Consider the following 18513-nt stretch of genomic DNA (forward strand, 5'->3'; position numbering starts at 1 on the left):
AGAAACCATGTGTGGAATTGTTGGCGCAGTCGCTGAACGAAACGTCACTGCCATTTTGCTCGAAGGCCTCAAACGCCTGGAATACCGTGGCTACGACAGCGCCGGTGTGGCGCTCTTTACCAACGCCGGCAAGCTTGAGCGCATGCGTCGCCCGGGCAAGGTCAGCGAACTCGAACAAGCGTTGGCCGGTGAGCCGCTGGTAGGCCGCCTGGGTATCGCCCACACCCGTTGGGCCACCCACGGCGCGCCGTGCGAACGCAATGCTCACCCGCACTTCTCCGGTGACCTGGCGGTTGTGCACAACGGCATCATCGAAAACCACGAAGTGCTGCGTGAACAACTCAAGGGCCAGGGTTATGTCTTCACCTCGGACACCGACACCGAAGTCATCGCCCACCTGCTGAACCACAAGCTCAAGGACATCGGCGACCTGACCAACGCTCTCAAGGCCACCGTCAAGGAACTGCATGGCGCCTATGGCCTGGCCGTGATCAGCGCCAGCCAGCCTGACCGCCTGGTCGCCGCCCGCAGTGGCAGCCCATTGGTGATCGGCCTGGGCCTGGGCGAGAACTTCCTCGCCTCCGACCAACTGGCCCTGCGTCAGGTGACTGACCGCTTCATGTACCTGGAAGAAGGCGACATCGCCGAAATCCGCCGTGAAAGCGTGCAGATCTGGGACGTTGACGGCCAGTCCGTGGAACGTGAGGCCGTGCAGTATCGTGACGGCGCCGAAGCCGCCGACAAGGGCGAGTTCCGCCACTTCATGCTCAAGGAAATCCACGAGCAACCGGCCGTGGTGCAACGCACCCTGGAAGGTCGCCTGAGCCAGAACCAGGTATTGGTGCAAGCCTTCGGCCCGCAAGCTGCCGAGCTGTTCGCCAAAGTGCGCAACGTGCAAATCGTCGCCTGCGGCACCAGCTACCACGCCGGTATGGTCGCCCGTTACTGGCTGGAAGAACTGGCCGGCATCCCGTGCCAGGTCGAAGTCGCCAGCGAATTCCGCTACCGCAAGGTGGTGGTGCAGCCCGACACTCTGTTCGTGACCATCTCCCAGTCCGGCGAAACCGCCGACACCCTGGCCGCCCTGCGCAACGCCAAGGAACTGGGCTTCCTCGGCAGCCTGGCGATCTGCAACGTCGGCATCAGCTCCCTGGTGCGCGAGTCCGACCTGACCCTGCTGACCCAGGCCGGTCGTGAAATCGGCGTGGCATCCACCAAGGCCTTCACCACCCAGTTGGTCGGCCTGTTGTTGCTGACCCTGTCCCTGGGCCAGGTTCGCGGCACGCTGGGCGAAGGCGTCGAGGCACACCTGGTCGAAGAACTGCGCCGCCTGCCGGCCCGCCTGGGTGAAGCCCTGGCCATGGACAGCACCGTGGAGAAAGTCGCTGAGCTGTTCGCCGACAAACACCACACCCTGTTCCTCGGCCGTGGTGCGCAATACCCGGTGGCAATGGAAGGTTCGCTCAAGCTCAAGGAAATCTCCTACATCCACGCCGAAGCCTACCCGGCCGGTGAGCTCAAGCACGGTCCGCTGGCCCTGGTGGATGACGACATGCCAGTCGTTACCGTCGCGCCGAACAACGAACTGCTGGAGAAGCTCAAGTCCAACCTGCAGGAAGTGCGCGCCCGTGGCGGGCAACTGATCGTGTTCGCCGACGAGAAGGCCGGCATGACCAATGGCGAAGGCACCCACGTCATCAACATGCCGCACATCCACGACACCCTGTCGCCGATCCTCTACACCATCCCGCTGCAGCTGCTGTCGTATTACGTGGCTGTGCTGAAGGGCACCGACGTTGACCAGCCGCGTAACCTGGCGAAGTCGGTGACGGTGGAATAAGCCGCACCCGAACCACCAAAACCCCCGTTCTTCGGGGGTTTTGCTTTTTCAGGCTACCGAGCATCGGGTCTTGCCGTTTCTGTGGACTAATTCCGGGAGTATTCCCCTGCTTTACCCCTAGAATGCGCCCTGTGGATAACTAGCCAGGGAATGCCGCCGCCATGAACATCGAACTGCTGATCGCCGGTATCGTCGTGCTGATTATTGTCGTCGGCCTGGTCGGCTGGCTGGTGGGGGTCTACAACGGCCTGGTGATGCGCCGCAACGATGTGGATAAAGCCTTCGCCAACATCGACGTGCTGCTCAAGCAGCGGGCAGACCAGATTCCCGACCTGATGCGCGTGGTGCAAACCGCCATGAACCATGAGAACGCGCTGTTCACCCGCCTCAGCGACGCCCGCACCGCGTACCTCAACGCCAGCAGCCTCACCGATAAAGTCGATGCCTCCAACCAGCTCAATACGGCGCTCAAGTCGGTGATTGCAGTGGCCGAGAATTATCCGACGCTGATCTCCGGCCCCAACATGGTCGAGTTGCAGCAGGCGATCTCGGCGGTTGAGGAACGCATCGCCGACCGTCGCGAGTTCTTCAATGAGTCAGTCAACCTCTACAACATCGCCATCGCGATTTTTCCTGATCTGTTCTTCGCCAAGATGCTCGGCTATCAGCGCATTCCGCTGCTGGCCATCAGCGCCGAAGAAACCCGCTACGACGGCGTGAAGCTTGAGATGCCGGGGGCATGAAAACCACCCAGGCAGGGGTTGTCACAAAAAAACCAGCGTGGAAAACCCTGGTGGCACTGGTCTTTCTCGCCGGCTTTATTGGCCTGATGGTCTACGCCCCGACGATCCTGGTGGCGCTGTTTTTTCCTGTGTGCATCCTGATCGGACTGCTGGCCAGCTTCGGCCCCAATTTCTATCGCACCGAACAGCGCCTGGCCACCAGCCAGATACGCTCATTGGCCATGGGGCTGGTGGAAGTGAACGGCAAGGTGATCGTCGACACGCCCCTGATCTCCCCGGTCCACGGCAAGCCTTGCGCGGGTTACGTGTGGGTCATCGAAGAAGGCACCAAAGACAAGGATGGCGATTGGAGCTGGAGCCAGGTCTCGGCCGAGGCTCGCTGCAATGACTTCCGCCTGCAGGACGCCACCGGTGAAGTGACAGTGATTGCCGAGGGTATCGACCTGTTCGGCAAGAAGCGCCCGGACGACCATGAATGGATCAGCAGCTCCCGCCGCCAGGGCGAACTGCTCCTCACCCAGGATATGCAGGTGATGCTGATTGGCGACGCCTGCGAGCGTGCGGGCAAGACGGTGATTGCCCAGGGCCGGCAACCTGACGCGGTGTTCGGCCTGGCCGAGACCAAGGAGGTGGAAAACCGCCGTGTGCTGGCGCCGCTGTGGCGCGCCGGTGGTTTCTACGCGGTGGTGGTGGGTTTGATCGGCGTCGGCATCATGGCCATGACGCCGGAACATTTTGCCCAACTGCATTTGCCGGGCCCTGCCACCTACCAGCAAATGGCAGAGCTGAATCCCGCCTATCGGTTTCTGGCCTGGTTGTACCGTGACAACGGCTTCGTGATTCCTTTCATGGCCGCGTTTGGCTTCTTGCTGACGATGTTTGTGGTGTTGCTCGCGCTGCGGCTCTTGCTGCCCACGGGCATGCGCCTGGCGGTAGGCCGCGTGCTGGGCGCCTGGATGGGCCTGGGCATGGTGATTGGCGGCGTAGTGACCTTGCTGCTGGTGGTGGCCCAGGTGGACACCATGAAGGTGTTCCTGGTGTGGATGATGATTCTGCTGGGCACCCTGGTGTTTTCGATCTTTGAGCAACGCAAGCTAGGGGTGGCGTACAAGCATTTCGCAAAAGATGCCGGCACTGCCGGTTTAGGCGACGAGGACGCCTGATCAGGGTACAAACTCAACCTTCAAGCCTCGGCTGGCGCTGCGGCCCTGATCGTCAGTCACCCGCAACCGGTACTCCCCCGACTTACCCGGCCGCCAGTTCAGCGTGGTTTGCGGCGGGCCCTGGCCGATCAGGGTCTGGTCGGCGAACCAATACAGCGTCAGTGCATCACTGGCCGCGTTGGCGTTCAGCGGGATGCTTTCCTGGGGCTGGGACAGGCGCAGGTGGTAGCTGACCTGGGTCAGCGGCGAGCGAATCTGTGGCGCTTCGCTTTGATCGCCGACACGGTTGGGTTGGCAGCTTTTCTGCACATTGGGCGGCGTACGCCGGGGCAGCCCGGCGGCGCGGAACAGCCGCTGCACATCGCTGGGCCAGAACTCGAAGACTTCTTCACGGGTGTACTGCGGGTCGAACGGCGGGCACGCGGCCTTGCCGGTGCGGGTGTCGATCAGCACCGGGCGGTGCAGGTTGGACACCCGAATCGGTGACACGCCGGGGATGTACCAGGTCTTGCGGGTACGTGGGCACCAACGGTTGGGCAAGTCACCAGAGGCCGCGCAGACGTCAATGCGGATCAGCCCGGCGGGCGGTTTGTCGGGTTTGATCACCACATTGGGCAAGGCCAGCGGCAGGGCGTCGGCGATACGGAAGAACAACGGTGCCGCAGTTTTCGCACCGATAAACTCAGGATTCGGACGGCCATCGAAGTTGCCCACCCACACCACCAGCACGTACGGGCCTACGAGGCCGGCGCTCCATGCATCATGAAAACCCCAGGACGTGCCGGTCTTCCAGGCCGTACGCCAGTGGCGCCCCGGCAGCCCGTCCGGGCGCGGGTTGCGCCGCAGCATGTCGCGCACCATAAACGCGGCCTGCGGCGTGAGTAGCTGGGCGCCAGTGGTTTGCGGCTGTTCCTGCAAATAGCGCAGCGGCCGCAAATGCCCGTCACCAGCCAGCATCACATACAGCCGCGCCAGCTCCTCGGGCGTCATCTCGCCGCCACCCAAGGCCAGCGCCAAGCCGTAATGGCTTTCGCCGCGCAGGCCCTTGATCCCGGCCCGTTGCAGCAATCCGTAAAGTGACGGCGAGCGGGTTTGGCTGGCCAGCCAGACAGCCGGAATATTGCGGCTGCGAATCAGCGCGTCACGGGCTGTCACCGGCCCGACAAAACTGCCGTCGAAATTTTCCGGCTGGAAGTAGCCGAAGTTACTCGGCATGTCCTTGAGGATGCTCATGGGGTGGATCACCCCTTGGTCCAGCGCCAGCCCATACAGGAATGGCTTGAGGGTGGAGCCCGGCGAGCGCCGCGACAACACGCCGTTGACCTGGCCGTGGATGCTTGTGGATAAGTAGTCTGCCGAGCCCACCAGGGCTTTTACGCTCTGGTCGCGGCTGTCGATCAGGATCGCCGTGGCGTTTTCCACACCGCTGCTGCGGCGCTCGGCGATGAAGCCGGTGATCAGCCGTTCCAGCAATTGTTGCAGCGCCAGGTTGAGGGTGCTGTTCAACTCATTGCCGGTTTGCGAGGCCAGCAACTGTTCGCTCAGGTGCGGCGCGAGAAACGGGATCTGCTGGCGGTTGCGGGCTTCCAGCGGCAGGTCCAGCAAACTGTCGTTACGCGGGTCCTGTGGATAAGTTTCCCGCCAGTCGGCCATCAGCCGTTGCCGGGCGGTTTGCAGGGAAGGCCCAAAGCGCGCCCGACGACCCGGTTGCTGGGGAATCACGGCCAGCGCGAGGGCTTCAGACAAGGACAACTGCGCCGCTGACTTGCCAAAATAGATCCGGCTGGCCGCTTCGGCACCTTCGATATTGCCGCCCATGGGCGCCAGGTTGAGGTAGGCCTCAAGGATGTCGTGCTTGCTGTAACGCGCCTCCAGCCACAGTGCCAGGGCCATCTGCTGCAGCTTGCCGGGTACCTGGCGGGTATTGAGATCCCACAGGCGCCTGGCCAACTGCATGCTCAAGGTCGAGCCGCCTTGGCGCTGGCCGCCGCTATAGGTGGCCATGGCCGCCCGCAGCAACGCCGGGGGATTGATCCCCGGGTGCCAGTAGAAATTGCGGTCTTCCTTGAGCAGCAACGCCTCCACCAGTGACGGAGAAATCCGTTCCAGGGGAAGCCACAGGCGATATTGCCCGTCAGCCGCCAGGGTCATGCGCAGCAGCGAACCGTCATCGGCCAATACCACCCGTGAGGAGGTGGCTGCCTGTTCCAGCGGCGCGTGGGGCCACAACCGTAGCCCCGCCAGAATCAACGCCGCTGCCAGCAGCGGCGTCAGGCTTTTAAGGCTTGGTAATTTCAAGCTGGCCTACTTTGCCGCGTCCTTGCAGGGTGGTTTCGTACATGCCCTCGGCGTAGGCCGGTGGCGTATTGAAGGTACCGGCGTTGGTGGCGCGCACGCGGTACACGAAGGTGCCTACATCCCGCAGCGCGGTGCCGTACAACACCACTCGGTCATCACGCACGTCGACGTAGTCCGGTTGCCAGTTGCTCAAGTCGGTCTCGCCAATCGGCGCCTGCCAGGCGTCGGCTTCTTCGGTGTCTTCGCCGGTTTCAACGTACTCCGAATCGTCGCCTTCGCTTTCCTCGGTGCTGGCCGCTTCCGGCTCCGGCGGCAAGTTATACACAGGCTCGACGCCGCCCGGCAGCAGGTCGACCACCGCCACTTGTTGCACCTGATCACGGTCGGTGGCGCGCAAGCGCAGGCGCACCAGGAACTCATCGCCTACCGCGACCTTGCTGACTGGATTGCCTTTGAGGTCGAGGTATTCGTGGATGATTTCCAGGCCGCTGTTGATCGGCTTGAGGTTGGCGCCCTTGTCATAGCCCGCTTCGCTCAGCATGTAGAACGCCGCCGGGCCGTCGGATTTTTCCATCTGCAGTTTTTGCGTACCGGCAGGCACCGCCGCACGTGGCGGCTGGCCGGCCATCTGCAACAACTGTTGCTGCTTGTCGCTGAGCCATGCGGTGGCCTTGAGGGTCATGTCGCTTTGGGCGCGCTGGCCGTAATTGTCCAGGGCCCGCAGCAACAGTGCCGCCGACAGCGAGTTGTAGCGTTGCTCGTTGAGACGCTTGCCGAGTTTATCCAGCAGGCTTGTCGGCACATCGTCGAGCATTTCCGGGAAGTGCCGCGCGAGCAAATGCAGGTGCTCGGCGTCGTGCACCAGCGGGTCGTAATACAGGCCGTCGCTGTTCCATTTATCCGACAGGGAAAGCCACGGCACCTTGCGGAACAAGGTATCGGCCTGACGATCCTGCTTGAGCAGCTTGTAGCTGGCGGCCAGGTACGCCGCGCCAATGTCGTTCTGCCAGGTGTCCTTGAAGTAGCTTTCGTAGCGCTCGCGGATATCGCTCAAGGCGCCGCTCACCAGAATCCCCTGACGGCTCAGGAGGTAACTGGCGTAGGCGCGGTTGCGCAATTCCGACAGGCCTTCGCTCGGGCCGTTGGCCAGGTCGGTGAGGTACGCGTTGGAACGTTGCAGCAGGTCTTCCGGCACCGGCAGCCCGCGCTCCCTGGCTTCGATCAGGAAGTCGGTGGCGTACAGGCTGGCATACGGCGCCACGTCCGGGTTGGCCGCCCACAAGCCGAAACCGCCGGCCTGGTTCTGCCGTTGACGCAGCATGCGCACCGCACCGCTGAAGGCCTGCTCGGCCTCCGGCGCGTTACCACCCCAGATCAACGCCGGCATGGCCTTGGACACCAATTGCTCGGTGCAGGCGTAGCCATAGTCATCCAGGTAATGCTTGAGGCCGTTGGCCCATACCAGCGGCGAAGCGGCGACGCCCAACTGCACATCGCGCAACTGGCTGAACAGCTCGCGGGTCGGTTTCAGCTCTTTGCTGGCGCTGTCGAAACGGCCCAGGCTCAGGGCCACCCGATGCTCGCTCAAGGGTCGGATCGACGTGGTTTCCGCCACCTGGATACGCTTGCCATCCGGCAGCACCGCGACGAAGCGCAAGTCTGCCGAGCCGAGGGTTTCGCCTACCTTGATCTTGAACTCGGCGACACCCTCCTTGCGCGGTTGCAGGGCCAGGGTGCTGGCCTTGTCGCCTTGCACCTGCAGGCCATCGCTGGTCTGCACTTCAAACTTCACGTCCGCCGCCGCGTCCAGGTTGCTGAACACCCCGGCGCTGACGCTGAACACATCCCCCGGTGCGACAAAGGCCGGCACGTTCGGCGTGATCACCAGCGGCCCGCGCACTTCGGTGTTGGCCTCGCTGACGCCCACGCTGTCGCTGTCCACGGCCACCGCAAACAGGTGCAGCTTGCCATTGAAGCTGTCCGGAACCTGGTAGTGCAGCACGGTTTCACCGGCCGGCAAGTCCACCAGGCCAGACCACCAGGCCACAGGCGGCTGATGTTTACGCTTGAACGGGTTGAGGTGGTTGGCCAGGGCGCCTTCCGTATCGCCACCCGGCGCTGCCCCACTGAGCAGGCGGCTGAATTCCGGCAGGATCAGGTCAAGGATCTGACTGGTGCCGACCTCCAGTGCACGCTTCTGGAAGAAGAAGCCCAACGGGTCCGGCGTCTGGTAGCGCGCCACTTGCAGGATGCCTTCGTCCACCGCGTAGACCACTGCGCGACCAGGGCGGTCGGCGTTGACCTTGATATCCAGGGTCTGCCCCGGCTCGATCTTCGCCGGACCTTCGACTTTCAGCGCCATGCGCCGCGCGTCGAGGTTGATGCTGAACGGCACTACGCCGTAGGACAGCGGGCTCATGTAGACCTCGGACGAACCAATGTCCCGTACGAACTGCACGTTGACGTAGGCATTGCCCTCAAGCCCCGCAGGAACGCGGATGTGTTGCACGCTGTTGGTGCTGTCGGCCTTGAACCACTGCTGGGTGTAGACCTTGTCCCGCTCGATGGTGATCAACCCGGCGCCGGTGTACGGCGCGCGAATGCTGATGGCGATCTCATCACCGGTGGCGTAGCTGCGTTTATCCAGGCGCAGTTGCAGCTCGGCGTTGCGCTCCAGGGAGCGCGAGGTGTTGCCCCGGCCGGCGACGCTGTAGTCGATCTGGTTCAGCAGGTTGCCGTTGGCGTCCTTGAGTTGCAGGGTGAAATCGCCCGGGGTGCCGGTGTTCAGGGTTTGCTTGGCGCCGTCCTTGGTCATCACCAGCGGCGAGGCCGGCTGGCTGATGTTCTTGATGCGCGACTCGTATTTGTAGGTGCCGTTGGATTGCTTCACCAGCACCGAGACGTAGCGGTGCTCGACCACTTCACTGGTCAGGCCGTCGACTGCGACTGGCGTAAGGTCTGGCGCCACGGCCAGCCATTGCACTTCACGCGGGGCGTCCTTGGCGACGAAAGACAGCGAATCCTTGCTCTTCACACCCACCAGGTACGGCGCCGCCGACACCAGCAATGCGCTTTGTGCGGCGACGTTGCGACCGCCTTCGGCTTCGTACACCTGGGTCATCACTTGCAGGCGGTAGGTGCTGTTGGCGAAGCGTTGCAGGTTCAAGTCCAGCACCGCCTGGCCATTGTCGTCGACGGTGGTTTCGGCCAGGTCTTCGGAGCTGGCTTCTTCCAGCGAGTCATTCAGGCGGAAGCGGTAATCCGGGTAGCGATCAAAGGCCGCGAGCGTCGGGCTCAGAGACATTTTCGCCGTGACGCGACGACCCGCCGCCGGAGCGCCGAACAAGTGCATCGCGGTGACCTTGGCCACCACCTGGTCCGGCGAGATCCAGCCCAGCACCGGTGTATCGTGCAGGCTCAGGCTGACTTTCATCCGGTCCGGTTCAAAGTCGCGGACCTTGAAGCTGACGCTGCCCAGGTCGGTACGACGCTGCTTCTCACCGATCAGTTGCAGGGTCGCGGTGTAATCGCCGGATGGCGCTACTTCGCTGCTTGGGAAATCGAAGGTTTCAAAACCGCTGGCCGACAGTTTCAACGGCTGGCGAATCACTTCAAGGCCACGGGGGTCGGTGATCTGCAACTCAACCGGCAGGCCTTGCAGGGCGCCTTTCCAGTCGCCGCTGCGCACGATCATGCCCAGGTGCGCGGTCTCGCCGGGCCGGTACAGGCCGCGATCGGTAAACAGGTAGGCGCTGAGGCGATTGATCGCACCGTCCTCTTCCAGGCCGCCTACATCAAAGCGTGACAAATCCAGCTGTTGCGACTGACGGGCAATCGGCAGGAAGGATTGGTCATTGCCGCGACTGACCACATACATCAACGGCGTTTTCTCACGGCGCAGTTCATCCAGCTTGGCGAAGTGCGCGTGACCTTCGGCGTCGGTATGGCCGCTGGCGACCGGCAAACCGTTGCGGCCGATGATATCGACCTGGGCGTCGGACACCGGCGAGCCGTTGCCGATGGACTGCACGTACACATCGTGGCTGCCATCGCTGGAGCGCTTGGCGATGATGCCCAAGTCGGTGACCACGATGAAACGCAGGTCGCTGGTGGTGTTGCGCGAGTAGTCGAAGGTGCGATCAGCCGGGTCGTCCTGCGGGCTCAGCTTGAGCACAAAAATCCCCCGGCGGCCGCCGTTGGCCGTCAGGTAGCTGCTCAGGTCGACATTGTCGTAGACGGTTTTCGACGGGTCGCCAGCCGACAGCGGAATGTCCAGGCTCTGACGCTCCACCATCCGGTCGAAGTAGTCATTGGCAAAATTCGGTCGGGCAAAGCTGCCGCTGCTCTGGTCCACCAGGTGTTGCAACTGGTTGGGCAGCAGGCGCGCGATTTCCACATGGGCGCCGGGTACGCCACGGGCCATGAAGCCCAGGCGTTTTTCGCCGGTGAGGCTGAGCAGGGCGCCGTCGGACAGGAACTGCAGCGTGCGTGGATAAGCCGGCATGCTCACGAGAGAGGCTGTCGGATTTTTCGCCAGGTAGCCGCCGATGGCTTCCAGGTTGGCCGGCACCCGCACATACAGGGCGCGGCCCGGCGGGGCCTTGAACTTGAAGGCGTGCAGGGTATTCAGCGGTTCGACGCTCGGCACGTGGGTCAGCTTGACCTTGGTGCTGCTGGCCAGCAGTTTGTCGTCGATGTCTTGCAGGTTCCAGGGCCGGGTATCGTCCTCGGCTTTTTCCGGCAGCATCCAGGCCTGCACCTTGTTGGCGATGGTCTCGTCGGCCACGGCGCTGGAACTGCTGAACATCAACACCGGCTCGGGTTCGCCGCGCTCGTTGTCGACAAAGCTGACTTCGGCGCCGGTAAAGGTCAGGCGATAGCGGCCGGGCACGGTGACTTCGGCCACCAGCGGCGCCGAGCTGGGATTGCCGCCATCACGGGCCTTGAGGCCTTCATCGAGCTTGGCGCTGACCGGGGTGCTTTCCAGTGGGGTGGCCAGGGCGGCAGAGCGCACAAAGGCGTTGAGCTTGTGTTCGTCGAAGGTGATTTCCGGTCGATTGGGCAGTTGCGCGTCGCGGTAGGCCAAGCCTTTTCCGAGGGCGACCGAGGCACGTTTGCGTACGCTGTCTTCGTCTACCGGGTGGGAAAAGTGGAAGGTCGCTACCAGCTGTTTCTGCGTCGGGTTGCTCGGGTCCTGGTACAGCTCGTTTTGCGTCAAGGTGGCGCGGAACGGCTGGGTGGAGAATTGGCTGGTGTATTGGCTGAGCAGTACGCCGTCGGTCAACAGGGTTTTCTTGGCCAGGTCGATGGTGTAGTGGGCGTCGACGGGCCAGTCTTTTTCCGGGGTGAACACCAGGCTGCGGTCATCCGCCCAGCGCCAGGCGCCGGCGATGGCAGGCTTGAGGGTGATGCCTTCGGTGACCGGCTTGCCGATGGCCGCCAGCGGGGCCACGGATTCGGCGAAGCGCACCTGCAAGTTATCCACAACCGGCTGCGGCTGGGTGTAATCCGTCAGGTTGGGCTTGTGCAGCGAATAACCCACGGTGTGGGGCTGTGGCAGGTGGGAATACCAGTGCCAGCCGTAAAAGCCCGCGGCCAGCACCAGTACCAGGGCCAGCGCGCCGCCCGCAGCCTGGCGCGGATAAGCCCGGGCCTTGTGGCCGACGTTGACCAGGCCGTTGCCTGTGGCTTGCAGCCAGCGCGGCGGCTGCCACTGGCCGAACAGGCTGCGCGCCAGCCATCGAACGGCGCTGAACAGGACACTCACCACTGAGATCAAGGCCCCGAAAAAACGGCGGCTGGTCGCTTTTAACGAATCAAACATGGTGAGCATCCCTGGCAATGTGTCGCGTATCTTACACGTCTCTTTGATACAAAAGATGACGGCAAATGCGCCGCAAAGCTCAGGCTTGCTGTACGAAGGTGAGGCGTATCGCAAAACCGATCAAAAGACTGCCAAACAGCCATTGCTGAAGGCGCTGGGCGGACGGGCTGCGCTCCAGCCAGCGGCCGATTCTTGCGCCGGCCAATCCATAGCAACTGTCGAATCCCAGGCCGACCGCCACCAGAATCGCCCCCAGCAGCGCAAACTGCGCCGTCACCGATGCGCCATGTGGATCAATGAATTGCGGCAGCAGCACGGAGCAGAACAGCAGCGCCTTGGGGTTGAGCAGGTTGGTCAGCAAACCCCGCTGGAAGGCTTCGCGCCAGGCATGCGCCGGCGCCGTGCTGTGCTCGGCGTTCAGGTTGGGCAGCAGGTTTGAGCGCAGGCACTGCACGCCGATCCACAGCAGATACGCCGCACCGCACAGGCGCACCACATCGAAGGTCCAGGGTGCGACCTTGAACAGGGTCGCCAGGCCCATCCCCGCCAGCGCCACGTGGCAGGCTCGCGCCAGGCCCAAGCCGCCTGCGGTTGCCAGTGCCATCGCCTTGCCCTGGCGGGCGCCGGTTTGCAGCAGCAGGATCATGTCCGGGCCGGGCAGCAGGTACACCACTGCCAACGCGACTAAAAACAACCAGAGTTCTGCCATGTGCCTGCCCCTTGCGGTAGGTGATTCGTAGGGCAATTTTAGGGGTGAAGGCCGGGGCAGGTGCTTGCGTAGTCAGCCGGAAAAGCGTCTAGTCTTGGCACAATCTGCCACTTTTTTCGGGCGAAACATTTCACTTATGCCAAATCTGAAGCTGGACGCATTTGACCGCAAGATTCTTGAAGCCCTGCAACGGGATGGCCGGCTGAGCAACGTGCAACTGGCGGACGAGATTGGCCTGTCGGCCTCGCCCTGCTTGCGGCGTGTGCGGCTGCTGGAAGAGGCCGGGGTGATTCGTGGTTATCAGGCAAGCCTGGACCGGAATGAAGTCGGGTTGGGGCTGACGGTGTTTGTCGGGGTGAAAGTGGAGCGGCATAACGACGAACAGGCGGAGGCGTTTCGGTTGGCGGTGACGGCGCTGCCCCAGGTGATTTCGGCGTTTCTGGTGTCGGGGGAGTCGGATTTCCTGCTGCAAGTGGTGGTGCCGGACTTACGCGGGTATGAGCGGTTCCTGACCGGGAGCTTGTTAAAGTTGCCGGGGGTGAGCGATATCCGCAGCAACTTCGCGATTCAGACGGTGAAGACGCCCGGGGCATTGCCGCTGAGTCACCTTCCCGGCTAGATCGTTCCCACGCTCCGCGTGGGAATAACGCCCTGGACGCTCCGCGTCCGCTTTAAAGTCGTGACGCGGAGCGTCACCGGATGCATTCCCACGCAGAGCGTGGGAACGATCAGATAAGGACGCTTGTTGTGGCGAGGGAGCTTGCTCCCGCTGGGCTGCGTAGCGGCCCCAAAATCCTGGGAGCGCTGCGCACTCCAGCGGGAGCAAGCTCCCTCGCCACTGGGGTTGTGTGGATTTGGGGAGGGAGGTGGTCGTCAGGTCCACCAGTAGCGCACGAGATGAAAGAAGATCGGCGCGGCAAAACACACCGAATCCAGCCGATCCAGCATCCCGCCGTGCCCTTCGATCATGTGCCCCCAATCCTTCACGCCCCGGTCGCGCTTGATCGCCGACATCACAATCCCGCCCGCAAACCCCAGCAGGTTGATCAGCAGCGCAATCAGGAACGACTGCCAGGGATTGAACGGCGTGGTCCACCACAGCGCCGCGCCGATCAGGGATGACAGCAGAATCCCGCCGACAAACCCTTCCACGGTTTTAGACGGCGACAAGTTGGGCGCGATCTTGTGTTTGCCGAACAGCTTCCCGCACACGTACTGCAACACGTCCGACAGTTGCACCACGATCACCAGGTAGGCAATCAGCAGCAGGTTGCGGCCTTCGTAGCCGACGATATCCAGGGTCAGCAGCGCCGGCACGAAGGACACACAGAACACCGCGATCATCAGCCCCCATTGCACCTTCGACGCCCGTTCCAGGAAGTGCGTGCTGTCGCCGCCCAGTGACGCGAGGATCGGCAGCAGCAGGAACACGTACACCGGGATAAAGATCGAGAACAGCCCGTACCAGTCGAAGTAGATCAGCAGGTATTGCAGCGGCAGCGCCAAGTAGAAGGCCGCCACCAGCGCCGGGTAATCGCTGCGCCGGGTGGGTGTCAGCGTGAGGAATTCCCGCAGGGCATAGAACGACACGGCGTAAAACAGCAGGATCACCGCGCCGGTGCCGAGCCAGAACGCAATGCCGATCACCACCACCATCACCCACCAGGCGTTGATGCGGGCGTTGAGGTTGTCGATCACCGCGTTGGGTGTGCCACGGGTGTGCAGTTTGAGGATCAGGCCGATCAGCGAGGCGAGCACGAGGATCGCGCCGATCCCGCCGAACAACATCAGGGTTTGGCTATCCATCTCAGGAATGCTCCGGGGCAAGGGCGAGCAAGGCGTCGCGGGTGCGGGCGAGGAACAGCGCCTTGTCTTCGCCGTCCTCCAGTTGCAGCGGTGCGCCGAAGCTGGTGGTGCACAGCAAGGGCAGCGGCAGCACACGGCCCTTGGGCATGACCCGGTTGAGGTTGGCGATCCACACCGGGATCAATTCGGCTTGTGGATAACTCTTGGCCAGGTGATACAGCCCGCTTTTGAACGGCAACAGGCCGTCTTCCAGGTTGCGCGTGCCCTCGGGAAAGATGATCAGCGAGTCGCCGTTTTCCAGGGCCTGAAGCATCGGCGCCAGAGGGTTATCCACAGGGTCCTTGCGCTCGCGGTCGATCAGCACGCCGTTGAACACCCGGTTGATGATGTAGCGGCGCAGGGCGCTGGTGTTCCAGTAGTCGCTGCCGGCCACCGGGCGGGTGAATTTACGCAGGTTCTGCGGCAACGAGGCCCACAGCAGCACGAAATCGCCGTGGCTGCTGTGGTTGGCGTAGTAGATGCGTTGCACCGGCACCGGCGCGCAGCCAAGCCACAGGCTGCGGGCGCCGGTGACGGTGCGGGCCATGGAGGTAATCAGGGTGGCGACCACGGGTTCGAACATGAGGATTCCTTATCCGGCGAAGGGTAGCCAGGGGCTGGCCAGGATGACGGCCACGGTCAGCAGCACTTGCGCCGCCAGCAGGTAGGCTTGCTTGCGCAACAGTTTCAGGGCGCCGCGACGGCGCTCGGTCCAGGGGCGGCCTGCGCGTTTGGCGGATTGCAGGCCAAGGGTTTGCATGGCCTGGTCGAAGTCGGGCGTGCGGTCGGTGTCGCGGGCGAGCAGGGCGAACAGGTCGGCGTCGAAGGCCACCCGCAGCGCCCAATATTTTTCCAGCAGCCCGAGCACAATCATCCACAGGCTGAGGATCAGGCAGACCGGCGTGATGCTGGCCATCAGCAGTTGAGCGAGGCCGAACAGTACGCCGAGCAAGGTCAGGCCTGTGGATAACTGATCCAGGGAACGGCCCCGCCGCAGCAGGCTGGCGACGACCTGTAATTCCATATCAGCGGGCATGGGCTAAACCCTCCAGGGCCTCACGGTGAGCGGAATGCAGGACCACACGTGGGCGTGCTGTACGAATAATAGCCACCGCCTCGTCGACATTGTCTGCGCGCCCGGTATGCAGCAGCCATGCAGCCACGGCGGTGGCGCTGCGTGAGTAACCGAGGGCGCAGCACACCAGCAAAGGTCGGGCTGAGCGTAGCCGCTCTATCGCTTGGGCGGCTTCCACGCATTGCGCTGCAGTGGGCGCCGTCAGGTCGAGCACTGGCAGGCTGTAGTAGGCGCGACCCTGTGGATTAATCGGCAATTCGGCGCACAGATCGACCACCGCCTTGAATGATCCCAGCTCACCGCTGGTGGGAATTCGCCCCAGCCAAACGTTATCCACAACCTGATCGGGCTGTGGATGTCTACGTGTCCACAGGCGGGAATTGATCCAGGCGGCCACCAGATAAGGCGCCAACAACCAGCGCGCCGCCGGAGTGAGTCGTCCGTCGGCGCGTTTCTGAAATCCCGAAACGCCCAGTACCAGGTAATTCGCCTTCATCAAGCCAAGGGATACCGCCGGCCAAAGCAGCCACAACCAGCCGCCGCCAAGGGAAAACGCCAGGATCAAACACACCAGCGACCCGAAGCCATAGCACAGCCCCAGCCGCCAACGCTGGCGGTCCCTGGTCAGCTGGGCATTCAGCAGCGGGCTCGGATGTTCCAGCGGCCACAGCCACACGCACAGCCAGCCGGCGAGGGCGCCTGTGGGTAAGTCAATAAAGTGATGTTGATAAGTGGTCAGCACCGAAAGGCCGATCAACGCGAACCAGCCATGCACCAGCCAGCGCCACAGGCCCTGGCTATGCCGCTGATACATTATCCACAGCACCACCAGCAGCGCGATGTGCAATGACGGCGCCTGGTTGAACGGCTTGTCGAACCCGGCGAGTACCGCAAACAGCCAGCCAAACACGCCGTCCAGCTCCGGTCTTTCGAAGGTGAAACGCAAGGGCCAGATCAGGAAGCAGGTGACGGCAATCACTTGGGCCGTCAGCAGGCGCAAGGCATGTTGTTTCAGTTCATGGCGGGTGCTTGGGAGTAGCAGGGAGAAACCGTAGAGCAGGTCGATCGACCAGTAGGGCACGATGGTCCAGGCCCAGAACGGGATATGGGTTTCCCAGCCGAACACCATCGTGCCCACGTCGCTGCGCTGGCTGGTGACCCACGTGGCAAAGCCGTAGGTGCTGAAAAACAGCGGCGCCAACAGCAGCAGCCACAGCACCGCCGGTTTCAACAGGCCCGGTTCACGCATGGGTCAGGCTCGCTGTGCCAGGGACACGCTGAAAATCCCCCACTCATCCACGCGTTGGGTGATCTTGCGGAAACCGGCGGCTTCCACCAGTTGATCCATTTCCGCCTGGCTGCGCCGGCGCATTACCCAGGCCTGGCCCTGGCGGTGGCTGGTGAGGGCGCGGGCGATCAGTTCCAGTTGCGGGTGCCACGGTTGGCCGGTGTACACCAGATAACCACCGGGCTCCACGGCTTCGGCCAAACCGGCGAGCGAGCCACCGACCATCGCGTTATCCGCGAACAGTTCATATAACCCGGACACCACCGCCAGCGTCGGCTTGGGTTCCAGCGCCGCAAGGTCCGCCCGGTCAAACGCATCGCCTTTGACGAACTGGGCGATATCCCCCAGCCCTTTTTCACGAATCAGCGCGCCACCGTCGCGCACGTTGATATCGCTGTAGTCCCGCAGCAGGATCGATTCCGGCAACGGCGAAACGCCCTGCAAGGCTTCCAGAATGTACCGACCATGCCCGGCGGCGATGTCGACGATGCGCACTTCCCGCTGCTCGTCCCGCAGCTTGGCCATCGCCAGGCGCAGCAGTTCTTCCACGTTCAACTTGCGCTGACGAATACCGCGCCAGCCGATGGAGTTCAGGTAATTGGTGTCGATCATCCGCCCCAGCCCGCCTTTGCCGGTGGGTTTGTTGCGGTACACGTAGTCCAGGGTGCTGCCGGAGTCGAAGCCGGTGTCGAAACCGAGCTTCACGCCATCCGACAGTTTGCTGCCCAGGCCCATGCTGGCGCGGGTCATGCGCCAGTACAGGTCGCGCAGGGAGTTGCGTGGCAACGGCGCGGCGAGGGACTCGGATTCGGCGCAGGTCAGGCCAATCCTGTCGGCATCCAGCAAGGAGGCGCGTTCCAGCGGGTGTTCGAAGTTCTGCAGGATAAAGCGCCGGGCACTGCTCAAGGCCACGGCGCGGTCACGTTCACCGAGGGTGTCGTGGAAGAAGCCGGGGAGGATGTGCAGCTCTTTCTTCAAGCTGCCGAGGCGGTCGAAAAACTGCTGCTGGGGTTTGCGGTGCACCACAAAGTCCGAGCCGGAGATCAGCAGTTGGGTCGGTACCTGAATTGCCTGGGCATCGGCTACAACCCGGTCGGCCGCTTCGTACAGGCCCAGCAGCACATTTACGGAAATGGCTTTGGTGATCAGCGGATCACTGTCGTAGGACGCCACGCGCTCCGGGTCATGGCTCAGGAACTTGGCCTTGACGTAGCTGTTGACGAAAAAGTTGCCGCGAAACTTGCGCATCAACGCCAGGCCCGGCCGGGCGAAGGGCACGTAGAGTTTGACCTTGAATGCGGGGGAGGCGAGTACCAGCGAGCGAATCTTCGGCGCGTAGTCGTGCACCCAGGTGGCCGCGATCACCGCGCCGACGCTTTGGGCGATCACTGCGAGGTGTTCTTCCTCGATGTTGTAGGCGCTGCCGATATGGTCAACGAAAGTCTGCACGTCCCGCGCACTGGTGGCGAAGCTCGGGCTGTCGCCGCGCGCGCCGGGCGATTGGCCGTGGCCACGGGCGTCCCAGGCGAAGAAGTCGAACTCCGGCAGGTTCAGCTCGTCCACCAGGTGGGCGATACGACCGGAATGCTCGTGGCCGCGATGGAACAGCAAGATCGCCTTGCGCGGCGCAAAGCCCGCGGGTGCGGTGGCGGGCCAATGACGGTAGAAAAGCTCCACCCCGTCATGGGTGCTGAAGGTGTGCTCTTGCTGTTCACGCATCGCAAAATC

At 63.0% G+C, this 18513-nt stretch carries 12 protein-coding genes; 4 read left to right on the forward strand and 8 right to left on the reverse strand.

Annotation, left to right across the window (positions count from 1 at the left end):
• Positions 1-7 precede the first annotated feature (7 nt).
• From glmS to HX817_RS20400, 3 genes are all read left to right on the forward strand, one after another.
• A complete protein-coding gene (gene glmS / locus HX817_RS20390; RefSeq protein WP_003213537.1) occupies positions 8-1840 on the forward strand; it encodes a glutamine--fructose-6-phosphate transaminase (isomerizing) in 1833 nt (610 codons plus the stop codon).
• A 161-nt stretch (positions 1841-2001) separates the two neighbouring features.
• Positions 2002-2583, forward strand: a complete 582-nt coding sequence (locus HX817_RS20395; protein WP_177040967.1) for a LemA family protein — start codon at positions 2002-2004, stop codon at positions 2581-2583.
• On the forward strand, positions 2580-3746 hold the full coding sequence (locus tag HX817_RS20400; RefSeq protein WP_177040971.1) for a hypothetical protein: 1167 nt from the start codon (positions 2580-2582) through the stop codon (positions 3744-3746). Before HX817_RS20395 ends, HX817_RS20400 begins: the two co-directional genes overlap by 4 nt.
• On the opposite strand, the gene pbpC is transcribed toward HX817_RS20400, so the two are convergent.
• The 3 genes from pbpC to HX817_RS20415 form a co-directional block, all read right to left on the reverse strand.
• Positions 3747-6044, reverse strand: a complete 2298-nt coding sequence (pbpC, locus tag HX817_RS20405) for a penicillin-binding protein 1C (protein ID WP_032899911.1) — start codon at positions 6042-6044, stop codon at positions 3747-3749.
• The gene (locus tag HX817_RS20410) at positions 6025-11868 is read right to left on the reverse strand and encodes an alpha-2-macroglobulin (protein ID WP_177040972.1); all 5844 of its coding nucleotides are present in this window, start codon (positions 11866-11868) and stop codon (positions 6025-6027) included. Before HX817_RS20410 ends, pbpC begins: the two co-directional genes overlap by 20 nt.
• A 79-nt stretch (positions 11869-11947) precedes the next feature.
• The gene (locus HX817_RS20415) at positions 11948-12577 is read right to left on the reverse strand and encodes a LysE family translocator (RefSeq protein ID WP_177040974.1); all 630 of its coding nucleotides are present in this window, start codon (positions 12575-12577) and stop codon (positions 11948-11950) included.
• A 145-nt stretch (positions 12578-12722) separates the two neighbouring features.
• Between HX817_RS20415 and HX817_RS20420 the strand changes: the two genes are divergently transcribed.
• Positions 12723-13196, forward strand: a complete 474-nt coding sequence (locus HX817_RS20420; protein ID WP_177041318.1) for an Lrp/AsnC family transcriptional regulator — start codon at positions 12723-12725, stop codon at positions 13194-13196.
• A gap of 254 nt (positions 13197-13450) precedes the next feature.
• Here the strand turns inward: HX817_RS20420 and HX817_RS20425 are convergent, their stop codons facing one another.
• Genes HX817_RS20425 through HX817_RS20445 form a run of 5 tightly spaced genes read right to left on the reverse strand, consistent with a single transcriptional unit; the run spans position 13451 to position 18504 of the window.
• Positions 13451-14383, reverse strand: a complete 933-nt coding sequence (locus tag HX817_RS20425; RefSeq protein WP_177040976.1) for a phosphatidate cytidylyltransferase — start codon at positions 14381-14383, stop codon at positions 13451-13453.
• 1 nt (position 14384) lies between these two features.
• Positions 14385-15005, reverse strand: a complete 621-nt coding sequence (locus HX817_RS20430; protein ID WP_003213522.1) for a 1-acyl-sn-glycerol-3-phosphate acyltransferase — start codon at positions 15003-15005, stop codon at positions 14385-14387.
• Between the two features lie 9 nt (positions 15006-15014).
• A complete protein-coding gene (locus HX817_RS20435; RefSeq protein WP_003213520.1) occupies positions 15015-15458 on the reverse strand; it encodes a hypothetical protein in 444 nt (147 codons plus the stop codon).
• Positions 15448-16746 (reverse strand): phosphatase PAP2/dual specificity phosphatase family protein, encoded by a 1299-nt coding sequence (locus tag HX817_RS20440; RefSeq protein WP_177040978.1) that lies wholly within the window; start codon positions 16744-16746, stop codon positions 15448-15450. The genes HX817_RS20435 and HX817_RS20440 overlap by 11 nt, the downstream gene beginning before the upstream one ends.
• A gap of 3 nt (positions 16747-16749) precedes the next feature.
• A complete protein-coding gene (locus tag HX817_RS20445) occupies positions 16750-18504 on the reverse strand; it encodes a bifunctional alpha/beta hydrolase/class I SAM-dependent methyltransferase (protein ID WP_177040980.1) in 1755 nt (584 codons plus the stop codon).
• Positions 18505-18513: the final 9 nt, after the last annotated feature.

The sequence above is a fragment of the Pseudomonas sp. C6002 genome, assembly GCF_013385805.1.
Classification (GTDB): Bacteria; Pseudomonadota; Gammaproteobacteria; order Pseudomonadales; family Pseudomonadaceae; genus Aquipseudomonas.

Coding starts and splice junctions, on each gene's coding strand:
- glmS (WP_003213537.1), top strand. CDS start 8: ATGTGTGGAATTGTTGGCGCAGTCGCTGAACGAAACGTCACTGCCATT.
- HX817_RS20395 (WP_177040967.1), top strand. CDS start 2,002: ATGAACATCGAACTGCTGATCGCCGGTATCGTCGTGCTGATTATTGTC.
- HX817_RS20400 (WP_177040971.1), top strand. CDS start 2,580: ATGAAAACCACCCAGGCAGGGGTTGTCACAAAAAAACCAGCGTGGAAA.
- HX817_RS20410 (WP_177040972.1), bottom strand. CDS start 11,868: ATGTTTGATTCGTTAAAAGCGACCAGCCGCCGTTTTTTCGGGGCCTTG.
- HX817_RS20415 (WP_177040974.1), bottom strand. CDS start 12,577: ATGGCAGAACTCTGGTTGTTTTTAGTCGCGTTGGCAGTGGTGTACCTG.
- HX817_RS20425 (WP_177040976.1), bottom strand. CDS start 14,383: ATGGATAGCCAAACCCTGATGTTGTTCGGCGGGATCGGCGCGATCCTC.
- HX817_RS20430 (WP_003213522.1), bottom strand. CDS start 15,005: ATGTTCGAACCCGTGGTCGCCACCCTGATTACCTCCATGGCCCGCACC.
- HX817_RS20435 (WP_003213520.1), bottom strand. CDS start 15,458: ATGCCCGCTGATATGGAATTACAGGTCGTCGCCAGCCTGCTGCGGCGG.
- HX817_RS20440 (WP_177040978.1), bottom strand. CDS start 16,746: ATGCGTGAACCGGGCCTGTTGAAACCGGCGGTGCTGTGGCTGCTGCTG.
- HX817_RS20445 (WP_177040980.1), bottom strand. CDS start 18,504: ATGCGTGAACAGCAAGAGCACACCTTCAGCACCCATGACGGGGTGGAG.